The organism is Veillonellaceae bacterium, from assembly GCA_025992895.1.
GTDB lineage: Bacteria > Bacillota > Negativicutes > Veillonellales > Dialisteraceae > Dialister.
Genome location: DAJPGA010000001.1, coordinates 430,979 through 442,500, shown reverse-complemented (window position 1 = coordinate 442,500; position 11,522 = coordinate 430,979). Strand labels below are relative to the sequence as shown.

Below are 11,522 nucleotides of genomic sequence, written 5' to 3'. Positions count from 1 at the left end.
CTCTTTATTGCCTTACTTGCTCAAATAATTGCTCGGTATTTCTACCTCGCACATCGGTTTATTCGTTCGCTGTACTGTTTAGTTTTCAAAGAATCATCGCTCTTCAAGCGACTTTAGTAGTATACCACACTGAAGCGATGATTGCAAGTACTTATTTTCAGATAAGATTTGAATCAGGCTTTTCAGCGGGGCCGCTGCATCAGCGACGTGTATGATAATACCACCTAAGGACAGCGGTGTCAACGGCTTTTTTGAAACTTTTCCAAAAACTTTTCAGATGGAATCGATGTTCTGAGGATTAGGAGACTGGGAAGTACGATGGAGACTGAGTTTTGGAAGAGCAGGAAGGAAATGGAAAGGCTGCGTCATGCTGAAAAATGAAGGGGATATATAAAGGGAAACAAGAAAATAAAAAGCCATTCTGAAAAGAAGAAAACCTTTACCGCCTGGAAAATGGGATGATAGAAAAACAAAACAACCTCGCTTCGCTCGAGAACTACATCTCATCCGTCGCCTCCGGCGCCACCTTTGGTATGATTCAACAAGAAAGACAGAATAATATCATAAATATATTAGGAGGTCATTCTTATGCCATGTAAAACCAAAGCGTCCCCGGAGGAAATGTTAGACCAGATTGCTTCATATCTCTATCAGGGTGTTACGATTACCCAGGCAGCTGAAAATCTTCATATGAGCCGCATAACATTCAGGAAATGGGTCCTCCGGTATAAAGAGGAGGGCTTTAAGGGATTGCGGCCCAGGCAGCATTTGTCTTACTACTCCAATCAGATGAAGATCCAGGCCGTAAAGGAATATCTTAAAGGCGGTGTTTCCATGCTTTCCGTCTGTGCCAAATACAGAATTTCCGGCACACTCTCCCTTAAAACATGGATTGAGGCGTATAATGAGCATAAGTTGACAGACCTCGTTTCTGAAGGAGGAGATCTTATGGGCAAACGCCAGCAATCGGTCAAGGAAGAGCGAGTCAGAATCGTTCAGGAGTGCATCGCCAGTGGATGCGATTATAACAAGATAGCCAAGAAGTACAACATGTCCTACCAAACGCTCTACACATGGGTAAAAAAGTTCAAGGAAATGGGCGAAGTTGGTCTTGAGGATTACAGAGGAAAGCCGATCAGGCTCCAAACGCCCCGGACCGAAGAAGAACAGCTGCGTCAGGAGAATGCCAGACTTCTTGAAGAACAGAAGGATCTTATAGCAGAGATTGCCCTGCTAAAAAAAAAGATGGAGATAGAGGAAAGGTTGCGTTCCTCGAAGGATTCAGCCTTACTCACCTTCTCAGAGATTTTAAAGCCATAAAAGAAGTCCATGAAGAAACCAACATCTCCATAGAAAGTCTCTGCCGACTCTCAAAGGTCTCCCGGGCAGCTTATTACGGATGGCTGAATCATATTAAGAGCGGCCGTGAACTGCTGAGAGAAAAGGTCGCACAGGAGGTCATGAAAACCCATCAGGAATATCCGGATATGGGATACCGCCGGATTAACGATTGGATCAAGAAGGATGACAACATCAATATAAATGTAAGCGACAGTCTGGTTCTTCGTATCATGCGGATACTTAATATTAAGTCCGTGATCAAGTACAAGACCGATGGTTGCACTCGTAACGCAAAGGATCCAAAGTACATTTTTGAAAACCTGCTGAACCGTGACTTTGATGCCGGCGTGTCCAATGCAAGATGGATGACGGATGTCACTGAATTCAAGTACACAACTGCTGATGGAGTTTTGCACAAGTTATATTTAAGCGCGATTATTGACGGCCATGATCGCCGGATTGTCTCTTATGTCATCGGCGACAGGAACAATACTGCACTGGCTTTTGAGACAATGGAAAAGGCACTTAAAGAGAATCCTGGAGAACATCCAATGATTCATACCGACCGCGGATTCCAGTATACAAGCAACGGATTCCATAAGATTGTTGAAAAAGCAGGACTGGTTCACAGCATGTCCCGTGTAGGCTGCTGTGCAGACAACGGTCTGATGGAAGGGTTCTGGGGAATGCTGAAGCGCGAACGTTACTACACACGTAAATTCACCAGCCGTAAAGCAGTGGTAAGCATGATCAACGGCTACATCTACTTCTACAACAACAAACGCATTCAGCGCAAATTACATCTTTTAGCTCCAATGGAAGTATTCAACGCAGCTCCAATGGCTGCATGATTAAGATTAAAGTACGATTAGATTTTTTATGATATTTATTTGTCTGTATTAACAAATCCGCACCACCTTCTCCTTCCGGAGCAAGGTCAACACCCTTAAACCAGCCTTCGGCTGAAAAAACATGCCAACCAAGGCTCACGCCTTGAGGAAATGCAACTCATCCGTCGCCCACGGTCTGAAAGTCAGGACTCAGTACATCGCAGTTAGCAACAGCGGTAAGCGGCGCACCCGAAAGGCTTCCCCACGGGGGAGCTGGCGACGGAGTCGACTGAGGAGGTACAGTTCCGACGAGCGTTAGCGAGGTCGTATGGTTCTGATTTTCCTCAAGGCTTCAGCCTTGGTTGTTTTGTTTTCTCCCTTCCCCCCTGCAATGCGCAGTGATCATTCTTTTCTTTCCTTATATAAGGAAAATAAAATAGCAGTATGTTTTCCTAGCCGTTTTTTATTTTCCAAAATGCTTTTCTGTTTTCCAAATGCATTCTGTTTTTTAAAGTCTTGCTTGTTTTCCGCGGAGCGCTTTCTGTTTTTTCAAGCGCAGCGTCGTCCGGTTTTAATCATTTCCTTCAAGGCAAAGCTATATAAGTTCAAAACAAATAAGAACTGATTCCTTTTGTTTCACATCGCCGAGCTGCCCCCACGGGGGAAGTGGTCCTGATGCCAGTCAACAGGTCCGGTAATGGCCCCATGATTAAATCAATGCATTGTAAGGACCGATAGGGGTGCAGTTTCTAAAAAGGCGAAGCCTCCTTTCATCAATTTTTCCCTTTTATCCATTTCCCTTTCCTTTCCTTTATATAAGCTTTCTCCTTTTACCATCTTTTTACTAATCCTGCTCTTTGCTTCTTATCTTTACCGTGGTAAAGTATAACTACATTAAATAATAAACGCGTTAAATTGTTGTAGTGAGGCGGTGTTTCGATGAATAAGACGCTGGATGAGATGAAGATGATCCATGAGGAGGAGATGCAGAGTTACGGGCGGATCCAGGATCGGGTGATTTCGGTGATGCTGTCTCATGGTTGCAAGATTGTGCAGACGCCAAGTTTTGAGGATTATGACTCTTACGGGACGTATTTTCCATCGCTGCGCAAGGAGATGATCAAGACGATCGATTCGGACGGATCGGTGCTGGTGCTTCGGCCAGATGTGACGCTTCCTCTGGTGAAGGCGGCGGCAATCGAATTTCCGGACGGGTCAGAGCTTCTGAAGTACGGATATGTGACGACGGTGTTTCGCAATTATTACGGCATGACGTCGCATGGCAGGGATTTCCTGCAGGCGGGTGTCGAGGTGCTGGGGGATCCTACGCCGGAGTGTGACGGGGAAGTGATTGTCACGGCGGCAGAGTTCCTGGAGTCGGTGGGCATCGAAAGCATGCGGATCGACCTTGGCACGGTGGCCTACATGGATGCGCTTTTCGAGGCGCTGGAGCTTTCAGAGCGGCAGGCGGATGAGCTTCGTTCGTGTATGGAGAAGAGAAATCTGGTAACCTTCCGGGAAATCGCGGAGTCCCTTCCCCTTTCGGGCAAGCGGCGCACGGCGCTTCTGGAGCTGCCTTCGCTTTTCGGGCCGTACGGGCCGACGATGTCGCGGGCGCGTTCGCTCTGTCTGAACGGGCAGATGGATCAGGCGCTCGACCGGATCAGCCGGGTGTATGAGTACCTGGCCAGCGCGGGATATGAGAAGCTCGCGCATCTGGACTTCGGTTTCGCCTCGCACATGGGATATTATTCGGACCTCGTCTTCCGCATTTATGTCGACGATGCGCTCTATTCGCTCGTGAGCGGCGGGCGTTATGACAAGCTTTCCGAGCAGTTCGGCCCGGCGCGTCCGGCCTGCGGCTTCGGGATGAATATGAATCTCCTCTACGAGTACATGACGGACTCTGGGCTTCTCGATGAGGAAGGGCCTTCCTTCCAGCTGGCGGTTTCCTACGACCGCTTCTCGAAGGACCTCGCCGCCGACCTCACTCGCTGGAGGAAGAAAGGGTACCGCGTGATGGGATACCGTCTTGGAAATACCGTCGACCCTTCCGATTACGCCGCCATGGCCGTGTACCGGGACGGGTCGTATGAAACGGGCGGGGAAATCCTCTCGCCGGATGAAATGGAAAAGAAACTGGAGGCGATGAAATCATGCTGCACATAGCTCTCGCAAAGGGCCGTATCGCAAAGACGGTCATGAAGAATCTCGCCGCCGCGGGTTTTAATTTCCCCACGTACGACGATGACAGCCGGAAGCTCATCTTCACGGATGAGACAGGGATGCTGAAGGTGACACTCGTGAAATCTCCGGACGTCGTGGTCTATGTCGAGCGCGGCGCGGCGGATGCCGGGGTCGTCGGAAGCGATGTCATCGAAGAAGACGGGGCCGGCGACACGTACGTACTCCTCGACCTTGGCATTGCAAAGTGCCGGATGGCCGTCGCAGGCATCAAGGGCCGCCAGAACGTCCTCGAAAAAAGGATGATCACCGCGGCATCGAAGTACCCTCGCATCGCCCGTGCCTATTTCGAAAGCAGGCACAAGAGCGTGGACATTATCAAGCTGAACGGATCCGTCGAGCTGGCGCCGCTTGTGGGCCTCTCGGACGTGATCGTGGATATCGTGGAGACGGGAACGACGCTGAAGGAAAACGGGCTGGAAGCCTACGATTTCTTCATGGACCTCTCGGCCCGCCTCATTTGCAATAAAGTATCGTACAAGATGAAACAGGATGAGCTGAAGAAACTCATCAGCAGCATAGAAAAGAAAGGATGACCGATATGAAATGGATTACCGTGCCGGAGGAAGGCCTCTCCCTCCGCGACGTACGCCGCCTGACCGAGCGCAGTGTCAATTTATCAGCTGAGGTGGAAGCATCCGTTTCCGCCATTTTGAAGGACGTGCGTGAAAACGGCGATGCGGCCGTGCGCGCCCTGACAGAGAAATTCGACGGTGTCACCCTTTCTGACTTCCGCGTGACGGAAGAGGAAATCGAAGAAGCGCTGACCCTGATCGAGCCTGGGATGCTGGACGTCCTGAAGGAAGCGCGTGACAATATCGCCGCATTCCATAAAGAACAGAAGAAGGAATCCTGGATCAAGGAATTCCGCCCCGGCGTCCGTCTGGGCGAGCAGTACGAACCGATCCAGAGAGTCGGCGTCTACGTGCCGGGAGGCCTCGCGGCCTATCCGTCGACCGTCCTCATGGATACCGTTCCCGCCTTCGTGGCCGGCTGCCCCTCTGTCGTCATGACGACGCCTCCCGGGAAGGATGGAAAAGTCAATCCGAACATCCTCGCCGCTGCCTACGTTTCCGGCGTGAAGGAAATCTACAAAGTCGGCGGCGCGCAGGGCATCGCGATGCTGGCGTACGGCACCGAGACCGTCGAACCAGTCTTCAAGATCGCAGGCCCGGGCAATGCGTTCGTCGCTATGGCGAAGCGCCTCGTCTTTGGCACCGTCGGCATCGACATGATTGCAGGCCCCTCTGAAGTCTGCTGCGTCGCTGACGGCAGCGCAAATCCGGAATGGATCGCTGCCGACCTTCTCTCCCAGGCAGAGCACGACCGCCGCGCGGCTGTCTTCCTCATCACGCCCGATGCTGATTTCGGCAAAAAGGTCGAGGAAGCCATGACCCGCCAGACGAAGGAAAGAAACCGCAAGGACATCATCGAAAGCTCGATCGGCGACTATGCGAAAGCCTTCCTCTGCAAGACACCGGAAGAATGCTTCGATATCGTGAACAAGATCGCTCCCGAGCATTTGGAAATCGAGCTTCCCGATCCGGAGAAGTACCTGCCCCTTGTCGTCAATGCAGGCGCCATCTTCCTTGGGAAATGGACATCCGAACCCCTTGGCGACTACATGGCAGGCCCCAATCACACCCTCCCCACGTCCGGGACGGCCGCCTTCTCTTCCCCATTGGGCGTGTACGATTTCATGAAGCACAGCAGCGTGGAAATCTATAATAAGGAAGCCTTCCGCGCTGTCGCTCCGAAAGTCATGAAGCTGGCGCTCGCCGAAGGGCTCGACGCTCACGCAGCTGCCGTGGAGGTACGATACAATGAACAATAACTGGCTTAGAAAAACACTGAAAAACTTCGCTCCTTACGCTGTCGCTCCCATCCATGAAAAGACCGTCATCAACGCCAACGAAAGCTACTTCAATATCCTCTCCCTTCCTTCCGTCATGAAGGATGCCGAAGAGGCCCTTGCCAATCTGAAGCCGCAGATCTATCCGGCGCCGATGGCAGACACACTGCGCGAAGCCATCGCGGATTACCTTTCCGTCGATCCCTCCTGGATCCTGGCAGGAAACGGAGGCGATGAAGTCATCACTTACATTATTAATACATTCCTCGATCCCGAGGACATCCTCCTGACGCATGCGCCGACCTTCGACATGTACGAGACCGAGGCTGCCGTCATCGGAGCAAAGACCATCTCCGTTCCCGATCTTCCTGGTTTCAAACGCGACTGGGACGGGATTGCCAAAGCCGTCGAGAAATACCAGCCGAAGCTCACCGTCCTCTGCAATCCGAACAATCCGACAGGCGAGCTCGCGCCTCTTTCTGAAATTGAAAGGATCGTTTCCCTTTCGAAGAACCCGGTCCTCGTCGACGAAGCATACATGGAATTCGCCCAGGCAGAAAGTGCCATTTCCCTCATCAAGAAATATCCGAACGTCATGGTCATCCGCACCCTTTCGAAAGCCTTCGGGCTCGCCGGCATGCGCTGCGGCTACATGGTGGCGGACAGCGACATGATCGATGCTGTTTCCAAAGTGAAGAGCCCGTACAACCTGAACGTCTTCACTCAGGCCTTCGGCGCCATCGCTTTGAAGCACAGGGATGAAATTTTCAAAGTCAGGGACGGCATCATTGCAGAAAGAGACCGCTTCCTTTCCGAGCTCTCTTCCGTCAAGGGCATCCGCGTATACCCCTCTTCCACGAATTTCTTCCTCATGGACGCAGGAACGTATGCACCCGCGCTCTTCGAAGCGCTTCGGAAAGCAGACATCCTCGTCAAGAAGTACAAGAGCCCTGAGATGGCCTCCTTCTTCCGCATCACTGTCACCACTAAGGACGTCGACGAAAGGATCCTCTCCGTCATCCGGGAGGTGATTCCTAATGCGTGAAGCCTCCATCACAAGGACGACGAAGGAAACGGACATACGTCTGTCCATATGCCTCGGTGGAAAAGGAACCTTCGAAGGCACATCGGGCATTGGTTTCTTCGACCATATGCTGACGCTCTTTGCTGCGCACGGCGGCTTCGACCTGAAGCTCTCTGCCAAAGGCGACCTTGAAGTCGACAACCACCACACCGTCGAAGATATCGGGATATGCCTCGGGCAGGCGATTGCCAAAGCCCTGGGAGACAAGAGCGGCATCACCCGCTACGGCACCTTCTTCTGCCCCATGGATGAAGCCCTCTCCCGCATCGTCCTCGACCTTTCCGGACGGCCGTACCTCGTCTTCGATGTCGATATCCCCGTCGAAAGGATCGGGACCTTCGAGACAGAAATGGTCCGCGAATTCTTCCTCGCCCTTGCTTCGAACAGCGGCATGACGCTCCACATCGCCTGCCTCTACGGAGTGAACGGCCACCACATCGTCGAATCCCTCTTCAAAGGCTTCGGGGTCATGCCCTTGGTGAAGCCGTATCCTTCAGAAAGGATAAGAGCGTCCTTTCCACGAAAGGAGTCCTCGTATGAAAATCGTCATCATCGATTACGGCGCAGGAAATATTGCGAATGTCTACCACGCTTTGAAAAGAGCCGGGAGCGAAGGCATCGTTTCCTCCGACCCCCTGGTCATTGCAGACGCGGATGCCCTCATCCTTCCGGGCGTGGGCGCCATGGGAGACGCCATGAACCGCCTCACGGAAAGCGGCCTTTCCGAAGCCATCCGGGAATCGGTCGAAAAAGGCACAAAGCTGGCCGGCATCTGCCTTGGCATGCAGGCCCTCTACGACTACTCCACCGAAGGCGGCCACGTCGAAGGACTCGGTTTCCTTTCAGGCCACATCGAAGAAATTCCCGCTGTGCCGGGACGCAAAGTCCCCCACATGGGATGGAATGAGCTCGTATTTGCCAAGGACCACTGGATTTCCAGAGGCCTTCCCGCTCATCCCTACGTCTACTTCGTTCATTCTTACTATAAAGTCCCCGCAGACACCGAAGAAGTCATAGCGACGGCTGACTACGGCGTCCCCATCCCCGCGATCGTCGGAGAAGGAAACGTCATCGGCCTCCAGTTCCATCCGGAGAAATCCGGAGCCATCGGGGCCCTGTTGTTACGAAACATACTGGAGTGGTTCAAGTTATGATCGTATTTCCTGCCATAGACATCAAGAACGGCCGCTGCGTCCGCCTCCGTCAGGGAGAGGCCAGCGACGTCACCGTCTACGGGGAAGACCCCGTGGAAACCGCGCTCTCCTTCGAGGAAGCCGGCGCGGAATTCCTTCACGTCGTCGACCTTGACGGCGCCTTCAAAGGAAAAGGCGTGAATACGCCCCTCATCCGCTCCATCTGCGAAGCCGTCTCCATCCCCGTCGAGACAGGCGGCGGCATCCGCACTATGGACGATATCGAAGAAAGAATCGACGCCGGCGTCTTCCGCGTCATCATCGGGAGCCGCGCCGTCGAAGACCCGTCCTTTGCTACAAAAGCTGCAGCGCGCTGGAAGGGCCGCATTGCCGTCTCCATCGACGCCAGAGGAGATGAAGCCGCTGTCCACGGCTGGACAAAAGGCGGCGGCGTGAAAGTCATGCCGCTTGCCAAAGAGCTCCTTTCCTCCGGCGTTTCCACCATCATTTACACAGACATCAGCAAGGACGGCATGCTCACCGGGCCGAACTTCGAGATGCTCGAGATGCTTCAGGCACTTCCCGGCATTTCCCTCATCGCCTCCGGCGGCGTCAGCTCCCCTGATGATCTGAAGAAATTACAGGACATGAGCATTTATGGTGCCATCTGCGGCAAAGCCCTCTACGAAGGGCGCGTCACCATGGAAGACATCCGGAAACTGAAGGAGTGATACTATGCTGACAAAACGAATCATTCCCTGCCTCGACGTCAACCACGGCCGCGTCGTAAAAGGCAAGCAGTTCAAGAACCTCCGGGACGTCGACGACCCCGTCGCCCTCGGCAAGGCCTACTCCGATGCAGGCGCCGATGAACTCGTCTTCTACGACATCACCGCCACCCACGAGAACCGCCCCGTCTTCACCGAGACCGTCAAAGCCATCGCCAGGGAAATTTCCATCCCCTTCACGGTCGGAGGCGGCATGAGGACGACAGAAGACTTCCGCGAAATGCTCCTTGCCGGAGCCGACAAAGTCTCCGTGAACTCCGCCGCTGTCCTCCGCCCCGAACTTATTTCCGAAGCCGCCGAGCGCTTCGGCCGTCAGTGCGTCGTCCTTTCCATCGACGGAAAAAGAAACGATAAAGGCAGCTGGGACGTCTACGTCGAAGGCGGAAGAAAGAACACAGGCATCGACGTCCTCAAATGGGCGAAAAAAGGCGAAGCCCTGGGCGCCGGAGAAATCTGCATGAACTCCATGGATGCCGACGGAGAGAAAAAAGGCTATGACCTCGAGCTCCTGAAAGCACTCTCAGAAATCCTCACCATCCCCGTCATCGCATCCGGAGGCGCAGGGCCCATGGAAGACTTCAAGCAAGCCTTCGAAGCAGAAGCCGATGCCGCGCTTGCCGCATCCGTCTTCCACTTCGGAGAAATCCCGATTCCCGATCTGAAAAAATACCTGGCAAAAGAAGGCATCCCCATCCGCCCGGCAGAATAGAGGTACACATGGAAAACGTCAAACCAGAAAACATACACTTCAACGAAAAAGGCCTCATCTCCGCCATCGTCCAGGACGCAAGAAGCGGCGAAATCCTCATGATGGCATGGATGAATAAAGAATCTCTGCAAAAGACCCTCGAAACAAGAGAAACCTGGTTCTACAGCCGGAGCCGCCAGAAACTCTGGCACAAAGGCGAAGAATCCGGCCACATCCAGCACATCGAGCGCCTCTTGATTGACTGCGACGAAGACACCATCGTAGCCCAGGTCCTCCCCGAAGGCCCCGCCTGCCACACAGGAAACCGCACCTGCTTCTTCCGCGGCATAGAGGGATTCGAAAATAAAGAAACAAAAGGGAACCTTTCCATCCTCCACGCCCTCAGCGAGGAAATCAAAGACAGAAAGAAAAATCCCCAGCCCAAATCCTACACGAACTACCTCCTTGCCGAAGGCAGCGACAAGATCGACAAGAAGATCGGAGAAGAAGCCAGCGAAGTCATCATCGCCGACCAGCACAAAGATAAAGAAGAAATCACCTCCGAATCCTGCGACCTCCTCTACCACCTCTTCGTCCTGTGGGAAAACGCAGGCGTAGACCTCTACGACATCATGGCCGAAATGGAAAGAAGAGACGAAGTCAAAGGAAACAAGAAAACAGTAGGACACTTGGATAAGACATTTTGAGGGAATAAGGAAATAGAAAAAAGAGCTGTGACAAAATGTACCATCATTTCGCCACAGCTCTTTTATGTTCTGCGTTTATTAAATTCACTTCATTGATTTTCAGCGCGTACCTTCTCCAGCTTTTCCTTGTAAATCGCTTCCAGATTATTCCAGAAACTAGCAGGTACACCGAGCACTAACTCCAAACGTTCAGCAACATCCGTTGTCAATTGGACATCACCATGAATCAGCTTACTTACATGCTTTTCCGACAGGTCCATCCGGCTGGCAAATTCCTTCTGAGTCATGCCACGATCATCAATCTGCTCCTTAATAGTTGCTCCTGGCGGCACCGCTATGAAACTTTTACTCTCCTGCATGACCCTCATCTCCTTCTCACTGGCTGCATTGATTGCCTTTATTATATTATTTTACTTTTATACCTTCAATCGCCACCATCCCGCCAAAAGAACTCGCTCCCCTCGCCGTCCAGAGCTTTGATTTTTTAGAGCGGCGAAGACCTCGGAAACAGCATTTTCTCGAGCGAAGCGAGGTTTAAGGGTGTTAACCTTGCTCCGAAAGGAGAAGGTGTCGCCGGAGGCGACGGATGAGATGTAGTTTTCGGACGAAGTCCGGTTGTATGGGTTTTAATTCAACACCACACGACCTCGCTTCGCTCGAGGAACCTTTTTGTAAAGCCCGATGAATAATCAACCCTATCCGTCCGGCATCAGAAATTGGGCCGGCCACCTTCCCCGTCTGGGAAGGCAAGGTTAAACCACACAACCTCGCTTCGCGCGTAAAACCTTTTCATAAAAACCAATGAATACTGCACCCCTTTCTCCGGCAGCAGTTAAAAGATAAGCCGGACGCCTT

General features: G+C 52.6%; 13 protein-coding genes and 1 pseudogene. 12 read left to right on the top strand and 2 right to left on the bottom strand.

The annotated features are described in order from the left end of the window. The first annotated feature begins 458 nt into the window (after positions 1–458). From OIM03_01685 to OIM03_01675, 3 genes are read left to right on the top strand one after another with little or no spacing between them, the layout of a single operon-like run. Entirely contained in the window at positions 459–599 is a 141-nt protein-coding gene (locus OIM03_01685; protein ID HJI72990.1) for a hypothetical protein, read from the top strand. A 22-nt stretch (positions 600–621) separates the two neighbouring features. Further along, a complete protein-coding gene (locus OIM03_01680) occupies positions 622–1,320 on the top strand; it encodes a helix-turn-helix domain-containing protein (GenBank protein HJI72989.1) in 699 nt (232 codons plus the stop codon). Positions 1,321–1,349: 29 nt separating this feature from the next. Beyond that, on the top strand, positions 1,350–2,192 hold the full coding sequence (locus OIM03_01675) for an IS3 family transposase (protein ID HJI72988.1): 843 nt from the start codon (positions 1,350–1,352) through the stop codon (positions 2,190–2,192). Positions 2,193–2,885: 693 nt separating this feature from the next. Here the strand turns inward: OIM03_01675 and OIM03_01670 are convergent. Then, positions 2,886–3,008, bottom strand: coding sequence for a hypothetical protein (locus OIM03_01670; protein HJI72987.1), 123 nt, complete (start codon positions 3,006–3,008; stop codon positions 2,886–2,888). A gap of 102 nt (positions 3,009–3,110) precedes the next feature. Here OIM03_01670 and OIM03_01665 point away from each other — a divergent pair, with 102 nt between their 5' ends. The 9 genes and pseudogenes from OIM03_01665 (at position 3,111) to hisIE (ending at position 10,667) form a co-directional block, all read left to right on the top strand. After that, the gene (locus OIM03_01665) at positions 3,111–4,340 is read left to right on the top strand and encodes an ATP phosphoribosyltransferase regulatory subunit (GenBank protein ID HJI72986.1); all 1,230 of its coding nucleotides are present in this window, start codon (positions 3,111–3,113) and stop codon (positions 4,338–4,340) included. Continuing rightward, a complete protein-coding gene (hisG, locus tag OIM03_01660) occupies positions 4,328–4,951 on the top strand; it encodes an ATP phosphoribosyltransferase (protein ID HJI72985.1) in 624 nt (207 codons plus the stop codon). The genes OIM03_01665 and hisG overlap by 13 nt, the downstream gene beginning before the upstream one ends. A 5-nt stretch (positions 4,952–4,956) precedes the next feature. Beyond that, complete coding sequence (hisD, locus tag OIM03_01655; protein ID HJI72984.1) at positions 4,957–6,249, top strand: histidinol dehydrogenase; 1,293 nt, start codon at positions 4,957–4,959, stop codon at positions 6,247–6,249. After that, positions 6,239–7,312 carry a histidinol-phosphate transaminase gene (gene hisC, locus OIM03_01650; GenBank protein HJI72983.1) on the top strand — a complete coding sequence of 358 codons (1,074 nt, stop codon included), beginning with the start codon at positions 6,239–6,241 and terminating at the stop codon, positions 7,310–7,312. Before hisD ends, hisC begins: the two co-directional genes overlap by 11 nt. Continuing rightward, positions 7,305–7,891 (top strand): annotated as a pseudogene (hisB, locus tag OIM03_01645) (imidazoleglycerol-phosphate dehydratase HisB). The gene hisC and the pseudogene hisB overlap by 8 nt, the downstream one beginning before the upstream one ends. Then, positions 7,888–8,505 carry an imidazole glycerol phosphate synthase subunit HisH gene (hisH, locus tag OIM03_01640; GenBank protein ID HJI72982.1) on the top strand — a complete coding sequence of 206 codons (618 nt, stop codon included), beginning with the start codon at positions 7,888–7,890 and terminating at the stop codon, positions 8,503–8,505. The pseudogene hisB and the gene hisH overlap by 4 nt, the downstream one beginning before the upstream one ends. Beyond that, the gene (hisA, locus tag OIM03_01635) at positions 8,502–9,215 is read left to right on the top strand and encodes a 1-(5-phosphoribosyl)-5-[(5-phosphoribosylamino)methylideneamino]imidazole-4-carboxamide isomerase (GenBank protein ID HJI72981.1); all 714 of its coding nucleotides are present in this window, start codon (positions 8,502–8,504) and stop codon (positions 9,213–9,215) included. Before hisH ends, hisA begins: the two co-directional genes overlap by 4 nt. Before the next feature lie 4 nt (positions 9,216–9,219). Then, a complete protein-coding gene (gene hisF / locus OIM03_01630) occupies positions 9,220–9,981 on the top strand; it encodes an imidazole glycerol phosphate synthase subunit HisF (protein ID HJI72980.1) in 762 nt (253 codons plus the stop codon). An 8-nt stretch (positions 9,982–9,989) separates the two neighbouring features. Next, positions 9,990–10,667, top strand: coding sequence for a bifunctional phosphoribosyl-AMP cyclohydrolase/phosphoribosyl-ATP diphosphatase HisIE (hisIE, locus tag OIM03_01625; GenBank protein HJI72979.1), 678 nt, complete (start codon positions 9,990–9,992; stop codon positions 10,665–10,667). 89 nt (positions 10,668–10,756) lie between these two features. Here hisIE and OIM03_01620 read toward each other — a convergent pair whose 3' ends face one another. After that, a complete protein-coding gene (locus tag OIM03_01620) occupies positions 10,757–11,026 on the bottom strand; it encodes a helix-turn-helix domain-containing protein (GenBank protein HJI72978.1) in 270 nt (89 codons plus the stop codon). Between the last annotated feature and the right edge of the window lie 496 nt (positions 11,027–11,522).

Coding starts and splice junctions, on each gene's coding strand:
- hisG (HJI72985.1), top strand. CDS start 4,328: ATGCTGCACATAGCTCTCGCAAAGGGCCGTATCGCAAAGACGGTCATG.
- hisF (HJI72980.1), top strand. CDS start 9,220: ATGCTGACAAAACGAATCATTCCCTGCCTCGACGTCAACCACGGCCGC.
- hisH (HJI72982.1), top strand. CDS start 7,888: ATGAAAATCGTCATCATCGATTACGGCGCAGGAAATATTGCGAATGTC.
- OIM03_01685 (HJI72990.1), top strand. CDS start 459: ATGATAGAAAAACAAAACAACCTCGCTTCGCTCGAGAACTACATCTCA.
- OIM03_01670 (HJI72987.1), bottom strand. CDS start 3,008: ATGGTAAAAGGAGAAAGCTTATATAAAGGAAAGGAAAGGGAAATGGAT.
- OIM03_01620 (HJI72978.1), bottom strand. CDS start 11,026: ATGCAGGAGAGTAAAAGTTTCATAGCGGTGCCGCCAGGAGCAACTATT.
- OIM03_01680 (HJI72989.1), top strand. CDS start 622: ATGTTAGACCAGATTGCTTCATATCTCTATCAGGGTGTTACGATTACC.
- hisA (HJI72981.1), top strand. CDS start 8,502: ATGATCGTATTTCCTGCCATAGACATCAAGAACGGCCGCTGCGTCCGC.
- hisC (HJI72983.1), top strand. CDS start 6,239: ATGAACAATAACTGGCTTAGAAAAACACTGAAAAACTTCGCTCCTTAC.
- hisD (HJI72984.1), top strand. CDS start 4,957: ATGAAATGGATTACCGTGCCGGAGGAAGGCCTCTCCCTCCGCGACGTA.
- hisIE (HJI72979.1), top strand. CDS start 9,990: ATGGAAAACGTCAAACCAGAAAACATACACTTCAACGAAAAAGGCCTC.
- OIM03_01665 (HJI72986.1), top strand. CDS start 3,111: ATGAATAAGACGCTGGATGAGATGAAGATGATCCATGAGGAGGAGATG.